25 protein-coding genes are annotated in these 24,973 nt (G+C 72.0%); 16 read left to right on the top strand and 9 right to left on the bottom strand.

Annotated features, from left to right (window positions below):
* The first annotated feature begins 98 nt into the window (after positions 1 to 98).
* The 4 genes from ASE25_RS03575 to ASE25_RS03560 all read left to right on the top strand — a co-directional run bounded on the left by ASE25_RS03575 (position 99) and on the right by ASE25_RS03560 (position 5,369).
* A complete protein-coding gene (locus ASE25_RS03575) occupies positions 99 to 836 on the top strand; it encodes a response regulator transcription factor (RefSeq protein ID WP_020142123.1) in 738 nt (245 codons plus the stop codon).
* On the top strand, positions 814 to 2,574 hold the full coding sequence (locus tag ASE25_RS03570; protein WP_056822775.1) for a cell wall metabolism sensor histidine kinase WalK: 1,761 nt from the start codon (positions 814 to 816) through the stop codon (positions 2,572 to 2,574). The genes ASE25_RS03575 and ASE25_RS03570 overlap by 23 nt, the downstream gene beginning before the upstream one ends.
* Positions 2,575 to 2,763: 189 nt before the next feature.
* Positions 2,764 to 4,842: a glycosyltransferase family 39 protein gene (locus ASE25_RS03565; RefSeq protein WP_056822771.1), complete on the top strand. Its 2,079-nt coding sequence runs from the start codon at positions 2,764 to 2,766 to the stop codon at positions 4,840 to 4,842.
* Between the two features lie 32 nt (positions 4,843 to 4,874).
* Positions 4,875 to 5,369 carry a GtrA family protein gene (locus tag ASE25_RS03560; RefSeq protein ID WP_157623303.1) on the top strand — a complete coding sequence of 165 codons (495 nt, stop codon included), beginning with the start codon at positions 4,875 to 4,877 and terminating at the stop codon, positions 5,367 to 5,369.
* 27 nt (positions 5,370 to 5,396) lie between these two features.
* Here ASE25_RS03560 and ASE25_RS03555 read toward each other — a convergent pair whose 3' ends face one another.
* A complete protein-coding gene (locus ASE25_RS03555; RefSeq protein ID WP_235508522.1) occupies positions 5,397 to 6,494 on the bottom strand; it encodes an MBL fold metallo-hydrolase in 1,098 nt (365 codons plus the stop codon).
* A 103-nt stretch (positions 6,495 to 6,597) separates the two neighbouring features.
* Positions 6,598 to 7,914, bottom strand: a complete 1,317-nt coding sequence (locus ASE25_RS03550) for an MBL fold metallo-hydrolase (RefSeq protein ID WP_056822763.1) — start codon at positions 7,912 to 7,914, stop codon at positions 6,598 to 6,600.
* Positions 7,915 to 8,020: 106 nt separating this feature from the next.
* On the opposite strand from ASE25_RS03550, the gene ASE25_RS03545 reads away from it, so the two are divergent.
* The 5 genes from ASE25_RS03545 (at position 8,021) to ASE25_RS03525 (ending at position 10,893) form a co-directional block, all read left to right on the top strand.
* Positions 8,021 to 8,581, top strand: a complete 561-nt coding sequence (locus ASE25_RS03545) for a toxin-antitoxin system HicB family antitoxin (RefSeq protein WP_056772334.1) — start codon at positions 8,021 to 8,023, stop codon at positions 8,579 to 8,581.
* Between the two features lie 80 nt (positions 8,582 to 8,661).
* Positions 8,662 to 9,531, top strand: a complete 870-nt coding sequence (locus ASE25_RS03540; protein WP_056822761.1) for a DUF4097 family beta strand repeat-containing protein — start codon at positions 8,662 to 8,664, stop codon at positions 9,529 to 9,531.
* Positions 9,528 to 9,800 (top strand): hypothetical protein, encoded by a 273-nt coding sequence (locus ASE25_RS03535; protein WP_056772329.1) that lies wholly within the window; start codon positions 9,528 to 9,530, stop codon positions 9,798 to 9,800. The genes ASE25_RS03540 and ASE25_RS03535 overlap by 4 nt, the downstream gene beginning before the upstream one ends.
* An 86-nt stretch (positions 9,801 to 9,886) precedes the next feature.
* Positions 9,887 to 10,510 (top strand): FMN-binding negative transcriptional regulator, encoded by a 624-nt coding sequence (locus ASE25_RS03530; RefSeq protein ID WP_056772326.1) that lies wholly within the window; start codon positions 9,887 to 9,889, stop codon positions 10,508 to 10,510.
* An 89-nt stretch (positions 10,511 to 10,599) separates the two neighbouring features.
* Complete coding sequence (locus tag ASE25_RS03525; RefSeq protein ID WP_056772324.1) at positions 10,600 to 10,893, top strand: hypothetical protein; 294 nt, start codon at positions 10,600 to 10,602, stop codon at positions 10,891 to 10,893.
* Between the two features lie 22 nt (positions 10,894 to 10,915).
* Here the strand turns inward: ASE25_RS03525 and ASE25_RS03520 are convergent, their stop codons facing one another.
* Positions 10,916 to 12,601 carry an FAD-dependent oxidoreductase gene (locus ASE25_RS03520; RefSeq protein ID WP_082622665.1) on the bottom strand — a complete coding sequence of 562 codons (1,686 nt, stop codon included), beginning with the start codon at positions 12,599 to 12,601 and terminating at the stop codon, positions 10,916 to 10,918.
* Between the two features lie 58 nt (positions 12,602 to 12,659).
* Positions 12,660 to 14,795, bottom strand: coding sequence for a glycogen debranching N-terminal domain-containing protein (locus ASE25_RS03515; RefSeq protein WP_056822758.1), 2,136 nt, complete (start codon positions 14,793 to 14,795; stop codon positions 12,660 to 12,662).
* Positions 14,796 to 15,011: 216 nt separating this feature from the next.
* On the opposite strand from ASE25_RS03515, the gene ASE25_RS03510 reads away from it, so the two are divergent.
* The 4 genes from ASE25_RS03510 (at position 15,012) to ASE25_RS03495 (ending at position 19,561) form a co-directional block, all read left to right on the top strand.
* Positions 15,012 to 16,136 carry a LacI family DNA-binding transcriptional regulator gene (locus ASE25_RS03510; RefSeq protein ID WP_056772318.1) on the top strand — a complete coding sequence of 375 codons (1,125 nt, stop codon included), beginning with the start codon at positions 15,012 to 15,014 and terminating at the stop codon, positions 16,134 to 16,136.
* Positions 16,137 to 16,187: 51 nt separating this feature from the next.
* Positions 16,188 to 17,438 carry an extracellular solute-binding protein gene (locus ASE25_RS03505; RefSeq protein ID WP_056822754.1) on the top strand — a complete coding sequence of 417 codons (1,251 nt, stop codon included), beginning with the start codon at positions 16,188 to 16,190 and terminating at the stop codon, positions 17,436 to 17,438.
* An 81-nt stretch (positions 17,439 to 17,519) separates the two neighbouring features.
* Entirely contained in the window at positions 17,520 to 18,704 is a 1,185-nt protein-coding gene (locus tag ASE25_RS03500; protein ID WP_235508521.1) for a carbohydrate ABC transporter permease, read from the top strand.
* A complete protein-coding gene (locus ASE25_RS03495; protein WP_056772310.1) occupies positions 18,701 to 19,561 on the top strand; it encodes a carbohydrate ABC transporter permease in 861 nt (286 codons plus the stop codon). Before ASE25_RS03500 ends, ASE25_RS03495 begins: the two co-directional genes overlap by 4 nt.
* On the opposite strand, the gene ASE25_RS03490 is transcribed toward ASE25_RS03495, so the two are convergent.
* A complete protein-coding gene (locus ASE25_RS03490) occupies positions 19,551 to 20,396 on the bottom strand; it encodes a phosphatase PAP2 family protein (protein ID WP_056822752.1) in 846 nt (281 codons plus the stop codon). The two genes, ASE25_RS03495 and ASE25_RS03490, sit on opposite strands and share 11 nt — an antisense overlap.
* A gap of 95 nt (positions 20,397 to 20,491) precedes the next feature.
* On the opposite strand from ASE25_RS03490, the gene ASE25_RS03485 reads away from it, so the two are divergent.
* Positions 20,492 to 21,961, top strand: a complete 1,470-nt coding sequence (locus ASE25_RS03485) for an HNH endonuclease signature motif containing protein (protein ID WP_056822749.1) — start codon at positions 20,492 to 20,494, stop codon at positions 21,959 to 21,961.
* A 6-nt stretch (positions 21,962 to 21,967) separates the two neighbouring features.
* Here the strand turns inward: ASE25_RS03485 and ASE25_RS03480 are convergent, their stop codons facing one another.
* From ASE25_RS03480 to ASE25_RS03470, 3 genes are read right to left on the bottom strand one after another with little or no spacing between them, the layout of a single operon-like run.
* Positions 21,968 to 22,348, bottom strand: a complete 381-nt coding sequence (locus ASE25_RS03480) for a VOC family protein (protein WP_056822747.1) — start codon at positions 22,346 to 22,348, stop codon at positions 21,968 to 21,970.
* The gene (locus ASE25_RS03475; RefSeq protein WP_056822743.1) at positions 22,348 to 22,872 is read right to left on the bottom strand and encodes an SRPBCC domain-containing protein; all 525 of its coding nucleotides are present in this window, start codon (positions 22,870 to 22,872) and stop codon (positions 22,348 to 22,350) included. Before ASE25_RS03475 ends, ASE25_RS03480 begins: the two co-directional genes overlap by 1 nt.
* Entirely contained in the window at positions 22,869 to 23,186 is a 318-nt protein-coding gene (locus ASE25_RS03470) for a helix-turn-helix transcriptional regulator (protein ID WP_056822740.1), read from the bottom strand. The genes ASE25_RS03475 and ASE25_RS03470 overlap by 4 nt, the downstream gene beginning before the upstream one ends.
* Positions 23,187 to 23,380: 194 nt before the next feature.
* Between ASE25_RS03470 and ASE25_RS23740 the strand changes: the two genes are divergently transcribed.
* The gene (locus tag ASE25_RS23740) at positions 23,381 to 23,485 is read left to right on the top strand and encodes a hypothetical protein (protein ID WP_369793453.1); all 105 of its coding nucleotides are present in this window, start codon (positions 23,381 to 23,383) and stop codon (positions 23,483 to 23,485) included.
* A gap of 73 nt (positions 23,486 to 23,558) precedes the next feature.
* On the opposite strand, the gene ASE25_RS03465 is transcribed toward ASE25_RS23740, so the two are convergent.
* Positions 23,559 to 24,053 carry a CAP domain-containing protein gene (locus tag ASE25_RS03465; protein ID WP_056822736.1) on the bottom strand — a complete coding sequence of 165 codons (495 nt, stop codon included), beginning with the start codon at positions 24,051 to 24,053 and terminating at the stop codon, positions 23,559 to 23,561.
* A gap of 340 nt (positions 24,054 to 24,393) precedes the next feature.
* Between ASE25_RS03465 and ASE25_RS03460 the strand changes: the two genes are divergently transcribed.
* On the top strand, positions 24,394 to 24,972 hold the full coding sequence (locus ASE25_RS03460) for a GNAT family N-acetyltransferase (protein ID WP_056822734.1): 579 nt from the start codon (positions 24,394 to 24,396) through the stop codon (positions 24,970 to 24,972).
* The last annotated feature ends 1 nt before the right edge of the window (position 24,973 follow it).

Here is a 24,973-nt window from a genome sequence, read left to right as displayed (position 1 = left end):
CAGCCATCGAGCCGCTGGGACTTCGGGACAGTCACTCCACAGGATTCGCACAGGAAGGTACTGGTCACGGCACAGGCCCAGGGGTTTCACTGGATGACATGAGCGAGAAGACCAAGCCTGCAGCGGCCCGACTCCAGCGACTCGACGGATCCCCGGTGCGGGTGCTCGTCGTCGACGACGAGGCCAACCTCACCGAGCTGCTCGGCATGGCCCTGCGCTACGAGGGCTGGGAGGTGCGCGCCGCCGGCACCGGCATGGAGGCCGTGCGCGCGGCCCGCGAGTTCGACCCCGACGCCGTCGTGCTCGACATGATGCTCCCCGACTTCGACGGCCTCGAGGTGCTGCGACGCATGCGTGCCGACAACAGCAACGTGCCCGTCCTCTTCCTCACCGCCAAGGACGCCGTCGAGGACCGCGTCTCGGGCCTCACCGCCGGCGGGGACGACTACGTCACGAAGCCGTTCTCGCTCGAGGAGGTCGTCGCACGCGTCCGTGCCCTCATGCGCCGCACGACCATCGCCGTGTCGGCGTCCGACTCGGTGCTCGTCGTCGGTGACCTCACCCTCGACGAGGACAGCCACGAGGTGATGCGCGGCAGCGAGGAGATCCACCTGACCGCAACGGAGTTCGAGCTGCTGCGCTACCTCATGCGCAACCCCAAGCGGGTCCTCTCGAAGGCACAGATCCTCGACCGCGTGTGGAACTACGACTTCGGCGGCCAGGCCAACGTCGTCGAGCTCTACATCTCCTACCTGCGCAAGAAGATCGACGCGGGTCGCGAGCCGATGATCCACACCATGCGAGGAGCCGGGTATGTCCTCAAGCCGGCCGCCTGAGGCGGGCACCGAGCTGCCGGACCGCGCGGACCTGCCCGACGACGACGGTGCGGGCGCGCCCGACATCTTCCCCGAGGGCGTCGGCTTCCGTGACGAGACCGACGACCCGATGACGTATGCCGTCTCGGCACCCTCCGCGGCCACGCCGCGTCCCGAGGACGGCGTGGACGGCGTGGACGGCGTGGACGGCGACGCCGACGCCCGGGTGCCGCTGGGCCGGCGGCTCGCTGACGCGCGTGGCCAGGCGCGGCCGTGGTCGGCCTGGACGCTGCGCGCCAAGCTCGTCGCCTCGATGCTCGCACTCTTCACCGTCCTCAGTCTCGCGACCGGAGCCTTCACCGTCGTCGCCCTCGACCGCCAGCTGACCGGACAGGTCGACGACCAGCTCCACGAGTCGTTCTCGCGCATCCTGAGCGGGGGGCCCCTCCCTGACTTCAGCGTGAGCGGGGACGATGAGCGGCGCTTCGGGGGGCCGGGCGACGAAGGGCTCAACGCCTTCCTCCCCACGAAACCGACGGGTCTGTTCCCGACGGACATCGGGAAGGCGACGTCCCTGGACAAGCAGCCGACCAACCTCACCGCGGCCCAGCTGCAGGTCCTTGCCGGGGCGGGACTCGGTCCCAACGCCACGGACATCGACCTCGGTGGAAACCTCGGGACGTACCGCGTCATCGCGACCTACCAGACTCTCCGGCCGAGGGGGAGCCTTCCAACGTCACCTGATGCGTCGCCGGGTGTCCTCGTGGTCGGACTACCGATGGCGCAGCAGCAGCGCACCGTCCAGCAGATGGTGGTCCTCGCGATCAGCACGGTCGCGGCGGGCCTCATCCTCGTGGCCCTGATCGGGACGTGGCTGGTGCGACGCAACCTCGAGCCGCTCCGTCGGCTCGCCGCGACGGCGACGAAGGTCTCGCAGACCCCGCTCGACTCCGGCCAGGTCGCGCTCGCCGAGCGGGTCGACCCCGCCGACACCGACACCCGAACCGAGGTGGGCCAGGTGGGCGCCGCCTTCAACGAGATGCTCGACCACGTCGACGAGGCGCTCAACGCGCGCCACCAGAGCGAGCAGCGGGTGCGGCAGTTCGTCGCCGACGCCTCGCACGAGCTGCGCACGCCGCTGGCCTCGATCAAGGGCTACGCCGAGCTGTCGCGCCGCGAGCCCGACCCCGTCCCGCCGACGGTGACCCACGCGATGGGCCGCATCGAGTCGGAGGCCGACCGGATGAGCTCGCTCGTCGAGGACCTGCTCCTGCTCGCGCGCCTCGACGCCGGCCGCCCCCTCGAGGAGACCACGGTCGACATGTCGATGCTCGTCATCAACGCCGTGAGCGACGCGCACGCAGCATCGCCGGGCCACCGCTGGGACCTCGACCTGCCGCCCGAGCCCGTCGAGGTGACGGGTGACGGTGCCCGCCTGCACCAGGTCGTGGCCAACCTGCTCGCCAACGCGCGTACGCACACCCCGGACGGCACCCGCGTCACGACGTCGGTGCGCCCCGAGGGTGAGTGGGTGCGGGTCGCCGTCCACGACGACGGCCCGGGTGTGCCGGATGCCTTGCAGCCCAACGTGTTCGAGCGCTTCGCCCGTGGGGATGACGCGCGCGTGCGAGCCGGTGGCAGCACCGGTCTGGGTCTCTCGATCGTGGCCGCCGTCAGCAAGGCGCACGGCGGTCACGTCGAGCTCGACAGCCGCCCCGGCGACACGACCTTCAGCCTGCTCCTCCCCGCCGCCCCGTGACCGCGCCCCGGGGGACCCTCCCGGCCGACCAGCGCCGTGGCGCACTTCCCGCCGTCATCCCGACCTCGACGCCGCCGGACGTGCGCCATGGCGCGCTTCCGGCGTGAGCCCGGAGTGCGACCCGGACCTCATGCCGGCACCAAAGTCGGGTCATAGGAACGGCACAGCCGCCCGCCCGAACGTTGAGCCATGGACACGATGACCCTCACCACCACGGGCGCGACCGGCACAGCGGGCAGCACCGCGCCGGCGCCCGTCGGGCCGGCGGACGCCCGCCCCCAGACCACGCATCCCGCCAGCCGTGCGGGTCGTCCCGGCCGACTCCAGCGTCTGTGGCGCGGAGCCGACGCCGACCCGTCGTGGGCGCGCCCCGCGCTCCTCGGCCTCCTGCTCGTCACGCTCGTGCTCTACACGTGGAACCTCACGGCGAGCGGCTACGCGAACTCCTTCTACTCCGCGGCCGTCCAGGCCGGCAGCGACAGCTGGAAGGCCTTCTTCTTCGGCAGCTCCGACGCCGCGAGCTCGATCACCGTCGACAAGCCGCCGGCCTCCCTCTGGGTGATGGCCCTCTCGGTGCGGCTCCTCGGCCTCAGCTCCTTCGCGATCCTGCTGCCGCAGGCGCTCATGGGCGTCGCGACCGTCGGCGTCGTCTACACGACGGTCAAGCGCCACTTCGGTGCGGCGGCCGGACTCATCGCCGGTGTCGTCCTCGCGCTGACACCCGTCGCGGCCCTGATGTTCACCTTCAACAACCCCGACGCGCTCCTGACGCTCCTCATGGCGCTCGGCGCCTGGGCCACGATCAAGGCGATCGAGCAGGCCTCGCCGAAGTGGATGATGATCGTCGGCGTCTTCATCGGCCTCGGCTTCCTGACCAAGACCCTCCAGGTCCTGCTCGTCGTGCCCTTCTTCGGGCTCGCCTACCTCATCGCCGCCCCGACGACGCTGCGCAAGCGGATCGTCCACTCGCTGCTCGCCGTCGGCACGATGGTGCTCTCGGCCGGCTGGTGGGTCGCGATCGTCGAGCTCGTCCCGGCCTCGGCCCGTCCCTACATCGGTGGCAGCCAGACCAACTCGTTCCTCGAGCTGACCTTCGGCTACAACGGCCTCGGTCGCCTCAGCGGTGACGAGATCGGCTCGGTCGGCGGCGGCGGCGCGACCGCGGGTGGCGGCATGTGGGGCTCGACCGGTCTCTTCCGGATGTTCTCCTCGAGTGTCGGCGACCAGATCTCGTGGCTCATCCCGAGCGCGCTGATCCTCCTCGCGGCCGGCCTGTGGCTGCGGGGCCGTCGCCCGCGCACCGACCTGCGCCGCGCCGCCTACCTCGTCTGGGGAGGCTGGCTCGTCGTCACGATGCTCGTCTTCTCCTTCATGGCCGGCATCTTCCACGAGTACTACACCGTGGCCCTGGCCCCCGCGATCGGTGCCGTCGTCGGCATGGGTGCGGTCGAGGCCTGGCAGCGCCGCTCGAGCGCGGTCGGCACCATCGCCCTCGCCGCCGCGACCGCGGCCGCCGCGACGTGGAGCTTCATCCTCCTGTCGCGGACGACGGCCTACGGCGACTGGCTGCGCATCTCGGTCCTCGCGGTCGGCATGGCTGCCGCCCTGCTCATCCTCGCGACCCGCTGGATTCACGCCCGCGCCGTCCCGTTCGTCCTCGCCGCCGCGCTCGTCGCCGGCCTGGCCGGCTCGGGGGCGTATGCCGTCTCGACCACCGCCCAGGGCCACAGCGGCTCCATCGTGACGGCCGGTCCCGCCGGGTCGAGCCGCGGCCCCGGTGGCGGCGGCATGGGTGGCACGCCGCCGCAGCTGCCGGGCCAGACCGGCACGACCCAGCAGGGCGCCAACGGCACGACGCAGGGCGGTCCGCAGACGGGTGGAACCGGTGGCGGCATGGGCGGTCTGCTCGACGCCTCGACGCCGAGCACCGCAGTCGTCGCGGCCCTCTCGGCCGATGCCGGAAGCTACACGTGGGTCGCCGCAGCAGTCGGATCCCAGACGGCGGCCGGTCTCCAGCTCGGCACGCAGCTGCCCGTCATGGCGATCGGCGGCTTCAACGGCTCCGACCCCAGCCCCACGCTCGCGCAGTTCCAGCAGTACGTCGCGAACGGCCAGATCCACTACTTCGCCGGTGGCGGAAGGGGATTCGGCAACCAGAACGGTGGCAGCAGCGCCTCGTCGGAGATCAGCTCGTGGGTGCAGGCGAACTTCACCTCGGTGACGATCGACGGCTCGACGTTCTACGACCTGACCCAGCCCCTCCAGTGACGACGGCGACGACGGTGACGAGGGTGACGAGCATGTCGGACTCCACGTCGGTGTCCCGAGCCCGCCTCTCGCAGCAGGTCATCCGCTTCGCCGGCGTGGGAGTCATCTCCACCGCCCTGCACCTCGGCCTCTTCGCGGCCCTGGTGCGGGGCGGTGCCCCGTCCCAGCTGGCCAACGGCATCGCCCTCGTCATCGCCACCGTCGTCAACACCGGACTCAACCGGGCCTGGACCTTCGGGGTGTCGGGACGCCGCAACCTTGTGACGCACCACGGCCAGGCGCTCGTCATCTTCGCCATCACGTATGCCGCCACGACCGTCGCGCTCGCCGTGCTCGGCACGGTGGCCCCCTCCGCGGGGACGCTCGTCCAGACCCTCGTCGTCGCCGTGGCCAACGTCCTGTCGACGGCGCTGCGGTTCGTGGCGATGCGCCGGTGGATCTTCCGCACACCGGCCGGCCCGACGGACCGCCACGACCCGGCATACGCGAGCAGTGGTGTGCTCGAGAGCCCGCCGGGCGAGCACTGACGGCGGTCCGTCGGGACGCGTGGACTCCTAGTCGTGGTCCTCGGGGGCGGCGCACGACTCCCACCAGGGGTCCTGGTGCGCGGCGACGACCTCGTCGACGTCGTTGTCGCTCAGCTGGATCCGCGTCCCGACGCGCGGGGCGACCAGGCGCACGCCACGTTCGGCGGCTGCCCGTCGCGCCCAGCGGATCGGCTCGCTCCACCAGTGGGTCGCGAGGTTGAAGGTGGCCCAGTGGATGGGCAGCAGGACCGCGCCGGTCTCGCCCTTGTTGACGTCGAGGTGCGCCTCGATCGCCTCGGCGGGGTTGAGGTGGATGTCGGGCCAGTGCACGCTGTAGGCGCCGATCGGGATGATCGTGAGGTCGAACGGCCCGAGGTCGGCCCCGATGTCGGCGTAGCGGTGGGTCGGCCCCGAGTCGCCCCCGAAGAAGACGGCGTGGCGCGGCCCCCGCAGCGACCACGCGGCCCAGAGGGTCTGGTTGCGCACGAACCCGCGTCCCGAGAAGTGCCGGGCCTCGGAGCACGTGATGCGGATGCCCGCGATCTCGGTCTCCTCGCGCCAGTCGAGGCTCGTGATGCGCCCGATGGGCACGCCCCACGCCAGCAGGTGGGCGTCGACCCCGAGCGGCACGACGTAGTGCGGGCGGTGGGTGCGCTCGAGCTGCCTGATCGACGGCTCGTCGAGGTGGTCGTAGTGGTCGTGGCTGATGACGACCGCGTCGAGGTGCGGGATCTCGGCGATGCGGCCCGGGACCGGGTGCAGGCGCTTCGGGCCTGCGACGACCGACGGCGAGGCGCGCCTGCCGAAGACGGGGTCGAGCAGGAAGCGCCGCCCGTCGAGCTCGACGACGCTCGTCGCGTGGCCGTACCACGTGACCGCCAGGTCGGCCGGCTCGTGGGGGTGCCGGGGCGTCACGAGCGGGACGGTGCCCCGCGGTCGGCCGCGGCCGAACTCGCGGACCATCGTCGTCAGGATGCTGCCCGGGCCCTCGGCCTCGGACGTCGCGACGACGTGCGTGGGCTCGTGGGAGCGGAACTCGCCCTCACGGTAGTTCGGCGACGCGCTCGCGCGCTGACGCTGGGTCGCGGTCGACGCGCCCATCCGTCGGAGGATCGGGAGCTGCACGGGCTTCTCCTGCCTGTCGTGCCTCACGGCTCGGGCGGCCACGCGAGTGCGGGCTGCCGTCATTCTCGTCCAGCGTCGGGCGGGCCGCCCGAGTTCCCGACCCTCAGTCGCGGTCCTCGGGCGCCGCGCAGTCCTCCCACCACGGCTCGGCGTGGGCGGCCGCGACGCTGACGGCGTCACCGGTCGTGAGGTCGACGCGCTCGCCGACGCGGGGGAAGGCGACGGGGACCCGCGCCTCGACCGCGGCCCGGCGGATGCGGCGTACGGGCTCGGCCCACCAGTGCATCGAGAGGTTGAAGGTGGCCCAGTGGATCGGGATGAGGAGCGACTCGCGTGCGGCGGTCTGCACGGTGCGGGTCGTCTCGGTGGGATCGCCCTCCTCGTGGGTGCCGCCCGGCGTGTCGATGCGCTGGTCGCCCTCGATGAAGTCGTCGGCCACGCCTGCGGCGTCCTCGGTGAGGGCGTGGGCCTCGTCGCCGATGCGGTTGACGTCGCGGTGCGCGGCGAGGGCCTGCTCCGGGTCCATGTGGATGTCGGGCCAGAACGAGTCGTAGGCCCCGACCGGCATCAGGGTGACGTCGAACGGGCCGAGGTCCGCGCCGATCGCCGCGAAGCGCTTCGACGTGCCCGAGTCCCCGGCGAAGTAGGCCGTGTGGCGCGGGCCGTGCAGGGCCCAGCCCGCCCACAGCGTCTGGCTGTCGACGAGCCCGCGGCCGGAGTTGTGCCGCGCCTCGGTGCACGTGAGCCGGATGCCGGCGACCTCGGTCTGGCCGCGCCAGTCGAGCGCGGTGATGCGCGACTCGGGCACGCCCCAGGCGAGCAGGTGGGCGTTGACGCCGAGGGGCACGACGTAGTGCGGCCGGTGCGTCTCCTCGAGCCGGACGATCGACGGCTGGTCGAGGTGGTCGTAGTGGTCGTGGCTGATGAGGACGGCGTCGATGCTCGGGAGGTCGGCGATCGACCCGGGGACCGGGTGCATCCGTTTCGGCCCGGAGTGCCGGATCGGCGAGACGCGCTCGCTGAAGACGGGGTCGATGAGGAAGCGGGCACCGTCGATCTCGAGGACGCTCGTGGCGTGGCCGTACCACGTGACGGCGAGATCGCCCGGCTGGCGGGGCGGCTTCGCGGTGACGACCGGCACGGTGCTCGCCGGCTGGCCGCGGCCGCTGACCCGGATCGCCGCGAGCAGGGCGCTGGTCTGGGCCTTGACCCGCGGACGCAGGGACGGCTCCTCGCCCTCGAAGCGGCGGTTCGTGAAGTTCGGGGAGTCCTGGACGAACGGCAGGATCGCCGCGGGCGACGCGCCCATCCGGTTCATGACCCGCACGAACTGGCGCGCCCGGGTGCGCGAGGAGACCTTCTCGATGGCGGACGAGACGGCGCGGACGGACGGGCGGTCGGAGGTTCCGAGGCTGCGCATCGGGCACCTTTCAACGAGGGGCGAGGAGTGGGGTGAACGTACCCCGCGACACGTCGGCGTCATCATGGTGTTGACGTGACACCACAGTGGTGTCATAGTGATGCACATGGACATCACCGAGTACGTCGACGCACTGCGTCGGGATCTCGCCCAGGCGGCCAGGGCGATGGGTCCGGAGACCGAGCAGGCCGCCGAGCGGATCGGCTTCGCGCTCGACTCGTCAGCACGCCTGGCTCTCATGGACGCCCTCTCGCACGCTGCGGCCGAGATCACCAACGAGCTCGACGGCACGTCCGTCGAGGTCCGCCTGCAGGGCCGCGAGCCCGTCTTCGTCGTCGTCGGGGGCGGCCCGTCGGCCCTCGCCGACGACACCCAGGCGATCGACACGGCTGACACCACCGTGGTGTCACCCGAGGACGAGGGCGCCGAGACGTCGCGGATCACGCTCCGACTGCCCGAGGCCCTCAAGGTCCGGGCCGAGGAGCTCGCGACGAGCCGCGGCCAGTCGCTCAACACGTGGATCGTCAACGCGGTCCGCGCCGCCACGGGGAGCGGCGTGCCGCCGATGCCCGGCTTCCCGCCGATGCCGCCCGGCCCGCAGTTCGGGCCCGGCGCCCCCGGCCGCAACCGTTCCTCCAACAAGCGCGTGCAGGGCTGGGTCCGATGACCGGCACCGAGACGCCTCACGGCCAGCGCACCGACAGCACGACCGCCACCCTCACGACCACAGAGCAAAGGGGATTTCCCATGGGCACCACCCTCGAGACCCGCTTCGACACGACGGGTCCCATCACCCTCAAGGCCGAGCTCCTCGTCGGCGACCTGACGCTGACCGTCGGCACCGGTCCGACGACGACCGTCCGCCTGAACCCGCACGGCAAGCACGGCGCCGAGATCGCCGAGAAGTTCACGGTCGAGGCCCACGGCAACGACGTGTCCGTCCTGGCGCCGAAGCTGCGCGACAGCTTCTTCTCGCTCGGCACCAAGGGCTCGGTCGACGTCGAGGTCGAGCTGCCCGCCTCGAGCACGGTCGATGCCAAGACGGGGGCCGGCGACATCACGGCGGCCGGGCTGCTCGGCGAGGTCCGCGCGGCCACCGGGGCCGGTGACCTCACCTTCCACGAGGTCGGCTCGGCCCGGCTCAAGTCCGGCTCCGGCGACATCACGCTCCAGTCGGCGAGCGGCGACCTCGACGCCAAGACCGGCTCGGGCGACATCACCGTCGGCACGGGCGGGGGGCGCCTCGACCTGACGTCCGGCAGCGGCGACATCTCCCTCCGCCGTTCCGACGCGGCGGTCAAGGCCAAGACGGGCTCGGGCGACCTGCACATCGGCGCCTCGACCGGCGACCTCGAGCTGACGACCGGCACGGGCGACGTCCGCCTCGACGGTGTGCACGGCGGCGAGGTCCGGGCCAGGACCGGCACGGGCGACGTCACCATCGCCGTCGCCCACGGGGTCGCGGCCTACCTCGACCTCAACACCGTCACCGGCGACGTCGACATCGACCTCGAGGAGACCTCGGGACCGGGGGACTCCGAGGCCCAGGCGCGCCTCGTCGTGCACTCGGGCAGCGGCGACATCCGGGTCAAGCGGGCGCAGGTGAGCCTCGCATGAGCACCGGGACCCTGAGCCTGTCGCCCCAGGAGGCGATCGCCCGCGACCGCATCGTCGAGCGCGTCGCCGCCCGTCACCACGCCCCCAAGGTGGGTCGCACCCGCCGGCACGTCCGGGCCGCGCTCCTGCTGCGCAGCCTCGCCGAGCGGCTCGACCCCTCCGCCGAGCGTCCCGGGCGCGCCGACCTGCACGTCGTGCCCGCGCCGCACGCCGGCAGCCCGCGTCCCTGGACCGCAGCACCCCGCCGGGCCCCGCACCGGCACAGCTGAAGCCCATCCCTCCCCACGGAGCCCGTCGACCCCCGTCGGCGGGCTCTGTGCATCTCCGCCCACCGGGCGCGTGGCACCATCGGAGGATGTACGTGCCCACGGCGAACGCCATGGCCGGACCCGACGTCACGGCCTTCCTCGCGACCCATCCGGCCGCCCGCCTCGTGACCGTCGGGCCCGACGGTCGTCCGGACTCCACCCTGCTGCCCGTCATCGTCGACGGCGACCGCGTCGTCGGCCACCTCGCCCGGGCGAACGAGCACTGGGCGCGCATCGCGCCGGGGTCGCCGGGACTCGTCGTCGTGGGCGGTGCCGACGCCTACGTCTCCCCGGGGTGGTACGCCAGCAAGGCCGAGCACGGACGCGTCGTGCCGACGTGGAACTACACCGAGGTCCAGCTGCGTGGCGCCGTCACCGTCCACGACGACCCCGACTGGGTGCTCGACGTCGTCACCCGGCTCACCGAGCGGCACGAGTCCGGGCGCGAGCTGCCGTGGTCCGTCACCGATGCCCCGTCGAAGTACGTCCGCGGGCGGTTGCGGGCCATCGTCGGCATCGAGGTCGTCGTCGAGTCGGTCGAGGGCAAGGCCAAGCTGAGCCAGAACCGGTCGGACGCCGACCGCGAGGGAGCGATCGCGGGGATGCGTGCCGAGGGCTCCGGTGCCGCGCTCGTGGTGGCCGACGAGATGGAACGCACCCTCCGGGGCTGAACGCCGCTGCGGCACAAGGCCGCCCAGCCCATGCCGAACGCATCACCTGGGCACAGACGCCCCACAGGCGCCGGCGCGAACGTGGGGACATGGACACGACACCCCGCCCCGGAAATGCTCCCTCGACCTTCCGTGCCACGCTCCGTCGCGGCCTCGGCGCAGCCGGCGCTGCCGTCGCCGTCGCCTTCGTCGGCACCACGGCCCTGGGGGCCGGGGAGGCACACGCCGCAGGGGTCTCCGGCGGTCTGACGCCCGTCCGCACGGCGTCCGCGCCGACGCCGCACCCGCACCGCAACCACGCGGCTCACCCGGCCAACCTGCCGGCGGCGACGACGACGGCCTACCGCTACTCGTTCCGCGACGGCCAGCTCATCCGCCTCTGACCACTCGTCCCCGTCCCGGTCGTCAGTGCGACGGGTCGAGCCAGGCGTGCACGAGCGGCACGACCGAGGCGCCCTCGCCGCTCGCCGACGCCACGCGCTTCATCGAGCCCGCGCGGATGTCCCCGGCCGCGAAGACGCCCGGCACCGTCGTCTCGAGGCTCTCGGGCGGCAGCCCGTCGCGCCAGCGGTCCTGCGGCACGTCGCGGCCGGTCAGGACGAAGCCCCGTTCGTCCCGGACCACCTCGTCGGGCAGCCAGTCGCAGTGCGGCGCCGCGCCGATGAGCAGGAAGAGGCCGCGGCACTCGCGCCGCTCCTGCGTGCCGTCGGCGGTGTTGCGCACGGTGACCCATCCGAGCCGGCCGTCCTCGCCGGGCCCACCCTCGAGGACCTCGGAGCAGGCGAGGACGGAGATCCGAGGGTTGTAGGCGATCTCGCCGACGAGGTAGCTCGACATCGTCTCGGCGAGCGATGCGCGCCGCACGAGGATCGTCACCGTGCGGGCGAAGCGGGCCAGGTGGATCGCCGCCTGCCCCGCCGAGTTGCCGCCACCGACGACGACGACGTCGGCCCCCTCCATCTCGCGGGCCGCCGTCATGGCGCTGCCGTAGTGCACGCCGAGCCCGACGAGGCGCTCGATGCCCGGCGCGTCGAGACGGCGGTACTTCACCCCGGCCGACACGACGACCGCGCGGGCGAGCAGGTCGCCGCCCTCGGTGCGGAGGCGGTGCGGCGCGAGGACGCCCTCGGCGTCCACCTCCCCGGGCTCGAGTGACGTCACCGGCCAGCCGGAGAAGAACTGCGTGCCGAAGCGGATCGCCTGGTTGCGCGCCCGCTGGGCGAGCCGCATACCGCTGATGCCCCTCGGGAAGCCGAGGTAGTTGCGGATCATCGACGACGTGCCCGCCTGTCCGCCGACGGCCTCGGCCTCGAGCACGACGGTGCTCAGTCCCTCGGACGAGGCGTAGACGGCGGCCGCGAGACCCGCCGGGCCGGCTCCGACGATGGCGACGTCGACGACGCGGTCGACATCGACGTCGGCCGGGCGGCCGTAGATGGCGGACGCGACGTCGCGCACGCTCCTGGCACTGCCGACGCGCTGGTTGAGGTCCATGAAGAGCGGGAACTCCGCCTCGCCGCCCTCGGCAGCGACGAGCGCGAGGACGTGCCGGCCCTTCTCGCTCTCGGGCGCGTAGACGCGGTTGGGCAGGCCCATCCGGTCGAGGTAGTCGCGGATGCTCAGGGTCAGGGCGTCCTCGACGGGCGAGACGAGGGCAACCGCCACGACCTCGGGCTCGGCCACCGTCGAGCCCCAGTCGGACAGCAGCTCGCAGATGGCGGTGTGGAACTCCTCGTCGCGGGCACCCCGCGGCGCGAGCAGGTAGGCGTCGTACTTGCCCTTGGCCATGCCACCGCGGAGGCGCTCGGCGTCCTCCCTGAAGGTCGACACGTGCGCGGCGATGACCCGGCGGGCGGTCGGCACCGTCTGGCGCCACCAGTGGAAGGCCTCGTGCACGTCGGCGTCGGGCAGGCGGGACTCGGTGACGAACATCGCCACCTGGCCGCCTTCGGCGACGACGCGCTTCGCGGCCAGCTTGGCCTCGTGGGCGGAGGTCGCCGTGGGCAGCTCGTAGTCGCGGGCGTAGCGCCCGAACTCGTCGAGCAGCTCGTCGCAGCGGGTCTCGGACACGAGGATGATCGCCGGCTTCACCCTGCCGATCCTAGGAGCCCCGGCCCCCCGGGAACATGCCGTGGAGTATGCCGTCGCCTCAGTCGGTGACGACCGTGACGTCGTCGGGTGCGCTGAGCACCTCGACGTCACCGTCGGCCGAGACGGCGAGGTCGACGCGGCCGCCGCAGAAGCGCAGTCCCTCGACGCGCAGCGCCCCGTAGGGGGCGGGCCGCACCGGCGAGAGGTGCAGCGTGCGGGTGGCCGCGTCGGGTCGGGGACGCAGCGCCACCGTGAGCAACGCGACGGCGGAGGCCGCCGACCACGCCTGGGGCCGGCACGACGCCGGGTAGGGCGTCGGCGCACCGGCCAGCGCGAGACCGGAGTAGAGCTCTGGCCAGCGGTAGGAGAAGGCCTCGGCCGACGCGAGCAGGGTCCGCGCGACCTCGCTCGCCTCGGCGCCGAATCCCTCACGGGACAGGCCGATCGCCGTGATCGCGGTGTCATGGGTCCAGATCGAGCCGGTGTGGTAGCCGATGGGGTTGAAGCCGCCGTTGCCGGTGCCGAAGGTCCGCACGCCGAAGTCGTCGAGCAGCTCGCGGCTGGTCACGGTGGCCGCCACCGAGGCCGCCTCGGCGGGGGTCAGGGCGCTCGTGCCGAGCACGTGGCCCATGTTGGAGCCGAGCCCGTCGACCGCTTGGCCCGCGCCGTCGAGCGCGAGGGCGAGGTGGTGGCCCGCGTCGGTGTCGACCCAGAAGCGGGCGCGCAGCCGGCCCTCGAGAGCGGTCGCCGCGGCGTCCGCGGCGTCGGCCTCGGTGGCGGCCTCGGTGGCGGCCTCGGTGTCGTCGTCACCGAGCGACCGGTGGAGGCGTGCGGCGGCGCGAAGGGCCTCGACGGCATACGCCTGCGCCTCGACGAGCGCGATGGGGGCGTCGGCGACCGTGCCGTCGCGCCAGCGGATCGAGTCGCCGGAGTCCTTCCAGCCCTGGTTGGCGAGGCCGGTGCCGGACGTGTCGAGGTACTTGAGCAGACCGTCGTCGTCGGGCTGACCGTCGCCGATGAGCCAGGCGACGGCCGCCCGCAGGGCCGGCAGCAGGGTGCGGGCGCGCTCGGGCGGCAGGCCCCAGTCGCACGCCTCGGCGAGGAGGCAGACCCAGAGGGCGGTCGCGTCGACGGTGCCGTAGTAGACCTGCGGCAGCGTCATGCCCGTGGTCGTGTCGCGGTGCACGTGGCGCCGCAGCTCGTGCGGGATCTTGCCGGGCGCCTCGCCCGTCACGGGGTCGTGCGTCGTGCCCTGGCGTCGGGCCAGGGTGTGCAGCGTCCCCTCGGCCAGGTCGGTGCCGAAGGGGAGCAGCAGGCGTGCTGTCCAGAGGGAGTCGCGGCCGAAGAGCGTGAGGTACCAAGGGGTTCCGGCTGCCGCGAAGACGTGCTGGGGCGAAGCCGGGTCGCGCAGGACGAGGTGGCGCAGGTCGTCGAGGCCACGCTCGACGGTGCGTGCGAGCCGGTGGTCCTGGGCGGTGACGCGCACGTCGTCCCACGCCAGCGCGTCGGAGCCGGGGTCGGCGTCGAAGGCGGAGGCCTGCAGCCGCTCCGTGGTGATGCGCAGGCAGGCCGAGGTGGTGTGTCCGGGCTCGACGACGAGGGTCGTCTCGAGTGCGACGGAACCGTCGTCACCCGGCCGCACGGCCACCGTGGCGCCCGGGGGGAGCTCCTCGAGGGCGACGGTCGTGCGGTGCCAGTCGTCGGTGAGGACGAGACCGTCGGCCGTCGCGGTGGCCGCGGTGGCGGGCCCGCTGAGGTGGCCGGACTTCACGGCGCCGATGTCGAGGCCGTCGCCGGCGACGACGAGGCGAAGGGGAGCGAGCACGGTCTGCGCGGCCCGCGAGGTGATGGCGACGTGCTCGGTGAGGGTTCGGGTGCCCGAGCCGAGCAGGCGCCTGCTGCGGAGCACCTCGACGGTCGGGTCGGGGCCGGGGTTGCCCAGCCCGCGCGCGGCCGCGGCGTAGTCGGCGGCCGCGCCCGACGCGCGCTCGGCCACGAAGTCCGGCGTCTCTCCCGCGACCTCGAGGCGCAGCGTGCCGAGGATGCGCCGGTCGTCGACGTAGAGCCCCTGGCTCGTGCCGGGGAGCACGTCACCCGAGCGGTCCGAGAGCACCGTCGCGTTCCCGTCGACGACGATGGACAACTCGTGCAGCCAGGGCTGGCGAGGGGGGAGCGGCGCGTCGCGCTCGGACACCGAGGGGCCTTCCGTCGGGAGCAGGGGTCGTTGCCGGAGGGGTGCTGGGGGACGCCGAGGGCGCCCGACCAACCTGTCACGGAATGGTCAAGCACGCTTGACCATCGGGGCAGACAAGAGCATGCTCCCTCACGTATGAACGTTCAAGTCTGTTCCGTTTTGAACGATCAACACGGCCCGTGGCGGGCCGCGACCAAGCGCAAGGGAGCGTGACGGGTGAGCACCGACGAGAGCCGAGAGGCCCGGCGAGACGCTGTCGCCGCCCCGTCGCGCCCGACCATCGTCGACGTCGCCGAGGCCGCGGGCGTGTCGCGCCAGACGGTGAGCAACGCCCTCAACCGACCGCACAAGGTCGCCCCCGACACCCTCGAGCGCGTGCTCCGGGAGATCGAGCGGCTGAGCTTCACCCCGCACGTGTCCGCGCAGCAGCTGCGCCGTCAGCGTGCCTCGGCCTACGGCTTCGAGGTCAACCCGTCGGGCCACCGCCGCCTCGGCCACATCCTCGACGAGTTCCTCGTCGAGCTCACCGTGTCGGCGCCCTCGCACGCCAGCCACCTCGTGGCCTTCGCACCCGACCCCGATGACGTCATCGCCGGCTACCGGCAGACCCTCGCGAGCGGTCTCGTCGACGGCTTCGTCCTCGCCGACACCCGGCACTCCGACCCCCGTCCGCCCTGGCTGCTCGAGCAGCACGTGCCCTTCGTGTCCTTCGGACGCGTCTGGGACCTGCCGGAGCTGACCCGCTGGGTCGACGTCGACGGCCACGCCGGCGTGCTCCAGGCCGTGCGGCACCTCGCCGAGGCCGGCTACGCCCAGATCGGCTGGCTCGGCTGGCCCACCGGCTCACCCGTGGGTGACAACCGCCGGCAGGGCTGGTCCGACGGCCTCGCCGAGCTCGGCGTCACGGGCGACGCCCCGACCGCCGAGGCGGTCCAGGACCTCGACGAGGCGACGGACGCCGCCGCCCGACTGCTCGACCGGCTCGGTCCGGACTCCGCCGTCGTCTGCGCCTCCGACCTGCTCGCCCTCGGGGTGCTGCGCGCCGTGCGCAACCGCGGCCTCGAGCCCGGACGCGACGTCGGGGTCGTCGGCTTCGACGACACCGACGTGGCTGCCGCCATGCAGCTGACGAGCGTCCACCAGCCCGTCGCCGAGGCCGCCCGCACCGCCTGGGACATGCTCGTCGACCCCACGACCACACCCGGACCGGTGCTCCTCGAGCCCTCCCTGACCGTGCGCGCCTCGAGCGTGCGCGAACCGGCCGCCCCCGCGCGTGCCGACACCCGACCCACCGCCAAGCAAGCGCGGCCCGACGAGGACCCACCCGGCATACGCCCGTGATCCACGGGTACGTGCCGCTGACCACACCACACCCGAAAACAGGAGAGAACGATGTCACGCAAGACCACCACGGCCGCCGCAGCGGCCTGCCTCACCGGAGTGCTCGCCCTGAGCGCCTGCGGCGGGGGCGGCTTCAGCGGTGGCAACAACGCGCCGCAGGCCACCGCGAAGGGCCCGGTCAAGCTCACAGTCATGATCGGCAGCTCGGGCGACGCCGAGACCAACGCGGTCAAGGCGGCCACGGAGGCGTGGGCCAAGAAGACCGGCAACACCGTGGAGGTCATCGCCGCCTCGGACCTCGGCCAGCAGCTGGGTCAGGCCTTCGCGTCGACGACGCCTCCCGACGTCTTCTACACCGACGCCTCCAAGGTCGGCACGTTCGCCAAGGCCGGAAACCTCTACGCCTACGGCGACCAGGTCAAGGACGCCGGCTTCCTGCCGGCCCTCGTGAAGGCCTTCACCTACGACAACAAGTTCTACTGCGCCCCCAAGGACTACTCGACCCTCGCTCTTGAGATCAACCCCGACCTGTGGACCAAGGCCGGGCTCACCGACGCCGACATCCCCAAGGACTGGGCCGGCCTCGAGGCCGTCGCCAAGAAGCTGACGTCGGGCAAGGTCACCGGTCTCGTCATCGGCAACGACATCAACCGCAGCGGAGCCTTCATCAAGCAGGCCGGTGGGTGGATCGTCTCCGAGGACGGCAAGACGATGACGGCCGACAGCGCACCCGCCAAGGCGGGCCTCGCCGAGGTCCAGAAGATGATGAAGGACGGCGTCCTCAAGTTCAGCTCCGACACCTCCCCGGCCACCGGCTGGGGCGGCGAGGCGCTGGGCAAGGGCGTTGCGGCCATGACCATCGAGGGCAACTGGATCAGCGGTGCCAAGAAGGACTTCCCCGACCTCAAGTACAAGGTCGTCGAGCTCCCCGCGGGCCCGGCCGGCAAGGGCACGCTGCTCTTCAGCAACTGCTGGGGCATCGCCGCCAAGTCGCAGAACCAGGCGCAGTCCGTCGACCTCGTCAAGTCGCTCATCACGACTGAGCAGCAGATGAAGTTCGCCGACGCGTTCGGCGTCATGCCCTCGACCGAGGAGGGCGCCAAGGCGTTCGCGGCGAAGTTCCCCGACCAGCAGGCCTTCGTCGCCGGCGGCGAGTACGCGCAGGGCCCGGTCAACCTGCCGGGCTTCGACGAGGTCATGACGAAGTTCAACTCGCAGCTGGCGACCCTGGGCAAGGGCGGCGACCCGAACGCCTGGCTCGCGGAGCTTCAGAAGAACGGCACCTCGGCCATCTCCGACTGACCCAGCCACGGCGTCCGCCCGCCCCATGGCGCGGCGGGCGGACGCCCTCTCCCCACGGTCGCCGATCCCCAGGAGGGCTCCATGGCATCCATCGACGAACGTCCGCAGGACGACGTCTCCGCGTCCGGCGCGCGAGCCGGACAGGTGGCCGCGGCCTCCGCGGGCACCCCGACCGGGCCGGCCGGCGCCCCCGGAGCCCGACGTGCCCCACGCCGCAGCGGTAGCGGCATACGGGGGCGTGAAGGTGCGGCAGGCTGGATCTTCGTCGCTCCCATGATCGTCATCCTCGGGCTCTTCCTCGTCATCCCGATCGGGATGGCCCTGTGGGTGAGCTTCACCAACTGGCAGGGCAACACCAACCCGTTCGTGGTCGGGCAGGGCACCGACGTCGTGGGTCTGAAGAACTACACCGACCTCTTCGCGCGTGACGGCCTGACCCGCGACAACTTCATGCAGTCGATCGGCAACACCTTCTACTACGTGCTGCTCGTCGTCCCGCTGCAGACCGTCCTCGCACTCGCGCTCGCGCTGCTCGTGAACAACACGATGCTCAAGGGCCGCAGCTTCTTCCGCACCGCCTTCTACTTCCCGTCGGTGACGAGCTCGATCGCCATCGCGACGGTGTTCCTCTTCCTCTTCTCCAACACCGGCGCCGTCAACGCCTTCCTCGGATTCTTCGGCATCGACGGCCCACAGTGGTTCAGCGACAGCCGCGGCCTGCTCCACCTCGCCTTCAACGCCGTCGGGATCGACAACCCCGCGTGGGCCCAGGGCGAGATCTTCGGACGCAGTCTCTGGGACTGGCTCTCCGGGCCGTCGGTCGCGATGTTCGTGATCATCTTCCTCGTCATCTGGACGACGTCGGGCACCTTCATGCTGATGTTCATCGCGGCGCTGCAGGACCTGCCCGTCGAGATCGACGAGGCGGCGGCGCTCGACGGCACCTCGCGCTGGCAGAAGCTGCGGCACGTGACGCTGCCGATGATCAAACCGGCGCTCTTCCTCGTCATCACCCTCGGGCTCATCGGCACGTGGCAGGTCTTCGACCAGATCTACGTCATGGGCAAGGGCGCTCCCGCGGGGACGACACTGAGCCCCGCCTTCCTGTCGTACCAGCAGAGCTTCGGCAACTTCCGCTACGGCTCGGGCGCGGCCATGGCGTTCGTCGTGTTCCTCATCATCGTCGTCCTGACGCGCGTCCAGCGGTACGTGCTGACCGACAAGGACGAGCGCAAGCCCTTCTTCCGACGCGGAGGCCGCAGATGAACGTTCGCAGGTCCAACCCCGTGAAGACGATCCTGCTCTACGTGGCAGTGCTCGCGTTCGCCGTGCTCTTCATCTACCCGTTCCTGATCCAGATCGCGACCTCGTTCAAGACCGATCCGGACGCCGCGAACAACCCGCTGTCGCTCGTGCCCAATCCCTTCACCACCCAGGTATGGCAGCGCATCTTCGGCCAGACCGGCGACTCGTCGGTGCCGATCACCACCTGGGCACAGAACTCGGTCCTCATCACCCTCGTCGTCACCGCCTGCCGGGTCTTCCTGGACTCGCTGGCCGGGTATGCGCTCTCGCGGCTGCAGTTCCGTGGCCGCAAGGCCGTCTTCGCCGCTCTCCTCGCGGTGATGGCGGTGCCGGGTGTGGCCCTGCTCATCCCGAAGTTCCTCATGGTCAACTACCTCGGCATCTACGACACCTACACCGCGATGATCCTGCCCCTCATCGTCGACGCCGCAGGCATCTTCATCATGAAGCAGTTCTTCGACTCGGTGCCGATCTCGATCGAGGAGGCGGCCCGGATGGACGGCGCGAGCATCTTCCGCACCTTCTGGTCGGTGGTGCTGCCGATGGCCAAGCCGGCGCTCATCACCCTGACCATCCTGTCGTTCCAGGGTTCGTGGAACGAGTTCTCACACTTCCTCGTGGTGACCAAGGGCACCCCCGAGCACCAGACGCTCGTCACCGGTCTGGCCAGCATGACGAGCGGACAGCTCGGCGCCGGCACGCAGTACCCGCTCAAGCTCGGCACCGCCCTGCTGACGACGATCCCGGTCGCGCTGCTCTTCTTCGCGCTCCAGCGCTACTTCATCCGGGGTGCGAACGAGGGAGGCGTCAAGGGGTGATGGGCCCACCCGCCGCCTGAGGTCGCTGGCGCAGCGTGAGCCAGAGGCGGTGCGCGGTGATGACCGCGAGGGCCCAGGCGAGGCCGATGAGCCAGCCGGCGAGCACATCGGTGAGCCAGTGGTGCCCGAGGAAGACCCGGGAGAGCCCCATCGTGAGGACGAAGAGGGTGCCGAGCGTGATCGCGAGGGTCCGCTGCCAGGCGGCCGTCGTCTCGATGAGGACGAGGTAGACGACGATCGTCGTCAGCACCGTCGCGTTGAGGGTGTGGCCGCTCGGGAACGACGGCGAGAGCTCGAGCGGTGGCACGGCGAGCGAGGCCGGAGGGCGGGCGCGGTCGACGACGTTCTTGCCGACGATCGTCATGGCGAGCGACCCGGCCGCGGCGATGACGGTGAGGACGATCGGCGTCCACCGGCGACGGCGCCACGTGATGATCGCGACGGCGACGAGGGCGAGGATCGGCATGCCGACGGGGCCGCCGACGTCGGTGAAGGCCGTGACGGCGGAGTCGAGGCCGGGCGAGCGGAGGGTGATCGCCGTGTCGAGCACCGGTTGGTCGACGGCCGTCAGGCCGTCGCGCCCGACGACACCCTCGTAGACCGTCTCGATGCCCTCGACGAGGGCGACCATGACGACGAGCGCGATGACCGCGAAGACGACGAAGGCCACGTGCGCGGAGGACCACGACCGGATGCGGCGGGCTGCCGGTCGGGACACGCGGGCCAGGCCGGCGAAGACGTCGACGAGCCACCGCCCGAAGCGGGTGTGCCAGGCGGTGAGGTCGCGTGCCCCGATGGTGTCGTCCGGGGTCTGCGGGCGCGTGGGCTCTGGCATGCCCCATCCTTACCCATGAGCGCCCGTCCGGCCGCAGAGGTATGCCGTCCGGCGCGTCCCAATGAGACGTAAACCATTGCGGGACAAACGTTTTCGTGTGGACAACTCTTGTCTGGTCATTCGAACACCAGTACGAGCAGGACTGGGACCACGTCGCGTCCCTGGCCGCCGACCTGCACGACGCGCACGCCCGGCTCGTCGACTTCGTCGTCGCGGTCCTGGCCGACGGGTCGTGGCAGGCCGCGGGGCTGCGCTCGCCCGAGCACTGGCTGATGCTCCGGGCGGGGCTGTCCCGGGGTCAGGCCGGTGCGGTGGTGCTGCTGGCCCGCCGGGCGGGGGAGCTGCCCGCGACCGTTGCCGCGTTGCGGGAGGGGCGGATCAGCCTGGACCAGGCGGCGGTCGTGGCCCGGCACACCCCGGCCGCGTTCGACCCCACGGTCGCGCAGTTCGCCCAGCACGCGACGGTGACCCAGCTGCAGCGTTCGGTGACCCGCTACGACTTCACCCTGCAGCCCGACAGCGTCGACGACCGCGGCCGGGGCCTGCCCGGCGAGATGCCGCCCGGTGACGAGAGCGGCGGGGAGGACGGACGCGGTGGGTCACGGAAGCGGATGCCGGTCGAGCCGGCGCACCTGAGCATGGGCCTCGACGTCGACGGCCGGTTCCGGCTGCGCTACGACGCCCCGGCCGAGGTCGGTGCCCTCGTCGAGTCAGCGTTGGCCGAGGCCAAGGACCACCTCTTCCACACCGTCACCCCCGAGAGCGACCACGACGCTGACGGCAGCGTGAGCCACGAGCAGAAGCAGGCCCTCAACGGGGACGTCCTGCACCCGACCTGGACCGAGATCGACGGCGGCCGGCCCCGCGTCACGTGGGCCGACGCCCTGCTCGTGCTCGCCACCCGCTCCCTCGACGCCGCAGGCAGTGACAGGGCTGGTGGTGCAGCCCGGCGGGCGCGCTACCGGGTGCAGGTCCACCTCGACACCGACGGTGGCTGGCTCACCGGCCGCCCCCGCCTGCCCCAGCACATCACCAACCAGCTCACCTGCGACGGCACCCTGACCCCGGTCTGGGAGACGCAAGGGCACCCCGTCAACGTCGGCCGCGCCCACCGCGTCGTCCCACACCGCACCCGCATCCTGGTCCTGGACCGCGACCGTGGCGGCCGCTTCCCCGGCTGCGCCTCCACCCACCACCTCGAGATCCACCACCTGACCCACTGGCGCGACGGCGGCCCCACCGACACCACCAACCTGCTCGCCCTGTGCACCTTCCACCACGACGGACACCACCGCGGCGAGTTCACCCTCACCGGCGACCCCACCCGCCCCGACGGGCTCACCTTCCACACCGACACCGGCCTGCTCATCGGCCCACCCCAGCAACCACCCCCACCCCACGCGCCGCCCCGCCTCGCCGTGGCCCCCGACCCGAACCAACCGGACGGGTCGGACCAGCCGGACCAGCCGGACCGTCGCAGACCACCAACCCGACTCGGGCGGCGCTACCCCGCCCCCTCCGGTGGCACCCTGCACCTGCACCTCGTCGACTTCACCCCGACCTGACGCGGATCACCTGTCGAAGAGCTGCTGTCCCTCCCATGTCGACAGGCAGAACGGGTGGCCGGCCGGGTCGGCATAGACGCGGCAGTGGTCGTTGGGCTGGACCTCGAGGAGTCGGGCCCCGGCCGCGGTCGCGCGTGCCCCGCTCGCCGCGAGGTCGTCGACGAAGAAGTCGAGGTGCAGCTGCATCGGCGCGGACCCGCCCGGCCAGGTCGGTGGCGCGAAGTCCTCGACCTGCTGGAAGGCGATGAGCGCACCACCGGTGCTGACCGCAGCCCAGTGCGCCGAGCCCTTCGCGACGCCCTCGGTGATCTCGGCGTAGAACGTCGCCAGCGCGAGCGCGTCGGGAGCGTTGACCGTGGTCCCGTCGAACCTGATCGTGCCGGACATCAGCGGTCCGACAGGTTCTCGTAGGCGGGGGTCAGCGCCGTCCAGCGCTCCTTCCAGGCCGGTGCGGGCACCTCCTGCGACCAGCCACCGGCGTGGGCCGAGCCGCCGCTGACCAGTGAACGCCCGAGGTCCTCGAGGTGCACCTGCCAGCCGGCTCCGTAGAAGTGCAGCTGCCCGACCGGCAGGCCGCGCTCCTCGACGACGAGTCGGGTCTGCGCCCCCTCGACGGTGAGCCAGGCCTCGATCTGGCTCTCGTCGTCGGTGCCGGGCTCGGTCGTCAGCAGCAGGTGGTGCGGTGCCTCGCAGACCTCGACCGTCGCCGGTCCGGTCCACGTGCTCGTGAAGACGGCGTGCACCGTCCCGCCCACGCGGAGGTCCCCGGACACCTCGGCGATCCATCGGGCCAGCCGCTCGGGGTTCGTGCACGCCTCCCAGAGGTCGTTGATGTCCGTGTCGTAGACGTCCTCCACGCGGACTGCTCCGCGGGTGTCGTCGAGGGCGCGCATCGTGCCGGTGATCTTCACTTCCGTGCCTTCTTTCCTCGTGCGATCTCCGTGTGCAGGGCATCGAGCCGGTTCTGCCACAGGGCGCGGTAGCCGTCCAGCCACTCGTCGACCTCGACGAGCGCCTCGGGGCGCAGGGTGTAGATCCTGCGCTGCGCCTCCTGGCGCACGTCGACGAGCCCGGCCTCGCGGAGCACCCGCAGGTGCCGGGACACGCCCGGCCGGGCGATCGGCAGGGCGTCGGCGAGCTCGCCGGCGGTCGCCTCGTGGTTGCGCAGGATCTCGAGCACCGTGCGTCGGCTCGGGTCGCTCAAGGCCTGCAGTACCGCGTCCATGTAGTGAATGTACCCAACCTGGTATGTACCCGCAAGGGTAATCAACAACCACGGCCCTCTGCATGGTAGGAACGAAGCGTGCCGATCCTGCCGACCGAGCGTGACCCGCGGTCATCACGATCCGGCGCGGAGGCACGCTGACGGACGAGCACCACCGGCTCCTCGCCGAGTGGGCCCTCGGGTGTGCCACGCACGTGCTGCCGCTCTTCGAGTCCGCGCACCCGGACGACACCCGTCCGCAGGACGCCATGGAGGTCGCCCGCGCACGAGCTGGGCGCGGCGGCATGCGCCATCCGTGAGCTCGTGCTCGACGACCAGCGTCGCCGCAGTGCCATCTGCTGGCACGTCTTCGACGACTGAGGTGCTTCGGCCTCAGCCGCCGAAGTCCTGCGTCCAGTAGTAGCGGTAGGGCCCGCCGACCGCCGAGCCGACGCCGATGGCCTTGTAGCGGCAGCTGAGGATGTTGGCCTTGTGTCCCGGGCTCTTCATCCACGCGTCCATGACGGCCTTGGGTGTGGGGTACCCGGCCGCGATGTTCTCGCCGATGAGCGAGCCGGTGTAGCCCTGCGCCCGGATGCGCTGCGCGAAAGTGCGGCCGTCGAGGCTCGTGTGCGAGAAGTAGCGGCGCTTCGCCATGTCGATCGAGTGCGCCCGCGCCGCTCGTGAGAGGCGCGCGTCGAGCACGAGGGCGCGGCACCCGACCTTGGCCCGCTGCACGTTGACGAGCTGGATGACCTGGTTCTGGACGCTCACCGTGGCCGCCTCGGCCGGCCGCGACGAGCCGATCGCCGGCGTGGCCGCGAGCGCGGCCGAGGCGGCGATGACGAGGCCGACGCGGGTGCGGGTGGAAGTGCCGTTGGGCTGCATGGGTCCTCCGAGATGACTGCGGGCGTATGCCGTCCGGCCACGGTACGGAGGTCGGCAGCCGCCGGTCGACAAATCGGACATATCAACCGCGCGACGACGATGTCAGCCGTGGCGCTCCCGGTGCTGCGCGCGCCAGTCGGTGTACTCGGTGACCTCCTTCACGGCGTCCCAGGCGGCCTTGAACACCCGGGCCGCCGCGGCCGTGACCTCGTCCTCCGGGGTGGTTCGCGCAGGTCGAGCGACTCGAGGTCGAGTCCGGCATGCGGGTCCGGCGTCACGGGCCCATCATGCCCGCGCGGTGGACCGGCCACCGTCACCGCCTCTGGCTAGCGTTGGCGCCATGACCTTCGAGGTGCGCCCCGCGACGCTCGCGCGGTTCGACGACGTCGCGACGATGCTCGGCCCGAGGAGCCCGGCCTCGACCGTGTGCTGGTGCCTGAGCCACCGGCTCGACTCGAGGACCAACAGGGCGCTCGTCGGTCCTGAGCGCGGCGAGTTCGTCCGCGACCTGACGCGCCGCGCCGTCGCGCCGGGAGTGCTGGCCTACGACGGCGCCGAGGTCGTCGGCTGGGCCGCCGTGGCGCCCCGGTCCGAGCTGCCCTTCGCGCGGTCGGCGAAGATCCCGCACGTCGACGACGTCGCCGTGTGGTCGATCTGGTGCATCCGGGTCCGCCCCGGTCACCGCGGCCAGGGCATCGCCCAACCGCTCCTCGAGGGCGCCGTCGGCTACGCCCGCGACCAGGGCGCGCCCGCCGTCGAGGGCTACCCCGTCGACAACCGCGGCCAGAAGGTCGACCTCACGATGGCCTACGTCGGCACGCGCGTGCTCTTCGAGCGAGCCGGCTTCGCCAAGGCGGCCGACACCGACTCCGTGTCCGGGGGCTTCCCCCGCGTCGTCATGCGCCGGGCGCTGTCCTAGG

The sequence above is a fragment of the Terrabacter sp. Root85 genome, assembly GCF_001429185.1.
GTDB lineage: Bacteria > Actinomycetota > Actinomycetes > Actinomycetales > Dermatophilaceae > Terrabacter.
This window is presented reverse-complemented; position numbering and strand designations above follow the sequence as displayed.

Excerpts from the sequence above, each read along its gene's own strand:
- ASE25_RS03465 (WP_056822736.1), bottom strand. The coding sequence starts at position 24,053 with ATGCAGCCCAACGGCACTTCCACCCGCACCCGCGTCGGCCTCGTCATC.
- ASE25_RS03505 (WP_056822754.1), top strand. The coding sequence starts at position 16,188 with ATGTCACGCAAGACCACCACGGCCGCCGCAGCGGCCTGCCTCACCGGA.
- ASE25_RS03460 (WP_056822734.1), top strand. The coding sequence starts at position 24,394 with ATGACCTTCGAGGTGCGCCCCGCGACGCTCGCGCGGTTCGACGACGTC.
- ASE25_RS03545 (WP_056772334.1), top strand. The coding sequence starts at position 8,021 with ATGGACATCACCGAGTACGTCGACGCACTGCGTCGGGATCTCGCCCAG.
- ASE25_RS03540 (WP_056822761.1), top strand. The coding sequence starts at position 8,662 with ATGGGCACCACCCTCGAGACCCGCTTCGACACGACGGGTCCCATCACC.
- ASE25_RS03525 (WP_056772324.1), top strand. The coding sequence starts at position 10,600 with ATGGACACGACACCCCGCCCCGGAAATGCTCCCTCGACCTTCCGTGCC.
- ASE25_RS03560 (WP_157623303.1), top strand. The coding sequence starts at position 4,875 with ATGTCGGACTCCACGTCGGTGTCCCGAGCCCGCCTCTCGCAGCAGGTC.
- ASE25_RS03490 (WP_056822752.1), bottom strand. The coding sequence starts at position 20,396 with ATGCCAGAGCCCACGCGCCCGCAGACCCCGGACGACACCATCGGGGCA.
- ASE25_RS03535 (WP_056772329.1), top strand. The coding sequence starts at position 9,528 with ATGAGCACCGGGACCCTGAGCCTGTCGCCCCAGGAGGCGATCGCCCGC.
- ASE25_RS03470 (WP_056822740.1), bottom strand. The coding sequence starts at position 23,186 with ATGGACGCGGTACTGCAGGCCTTGAGCGACCCGAGCCGACGCACGGTG.
- ASE25_RS03550 (WP_056822763.1), bottom strand. The coding sequence starts at position 7,914 with ATGCGCAGCCTCGGAACCTCCGACCGCCCGTCCGTCCGCGCCGTCTCG.
- ASE25_RS03575 (WP_020142123.1), top strand. The coding sequence starts at position 99 with ATGAGCGAGAAGACCAAGCCTGCAGCGGCCCGACTCCAGCGACTCGAC.
- ASE25_RS03500 (WP_235508521.1), top strand. The coding sequence starts at position 17,520 with ATGGCATCCATCGACGAACGTCCGCAGGACGACGTCTCCGCGTCCGGC.
- ASE25_RS03495 (WP_056772310.1), top strand. The coding sequence starts at position 18,701 with ATGAACGTTCGCAGGTCCAACCCCGTGAAGACGATCCTGCTCTACGTG.
- ASE25_RS03565 (WP_056822771.1), top strand. The coding sequence starts at position 2,764 with ATGGACACGATGACCCTCACCACCACGGGCGCGACCGGCACAGCGGGC.
- ASE25_RS03530 (WP_056772326.1), top strand. The coding sequence starts at position 9,887 with ATGTACGTGCCCACGGCGAACGCCATGGCCGGACCCGACGTCACGGCC.
- ASE25_RS03480 (WP_056822747.1), bottom strand. The coding sequence starts at position 22,348 with ATGTCCGGCACGATCAGGTTCGACGGGACCACGGTCAACGCTCCCGAC.
- ASE25_RS03570 (WP_056822775.1), top strand. The coding sequence starts at position 814 with ATGTCCTCAAGCCGGCCGCCTGAGGCGGGCACCGAGCTGCCGGACCGC.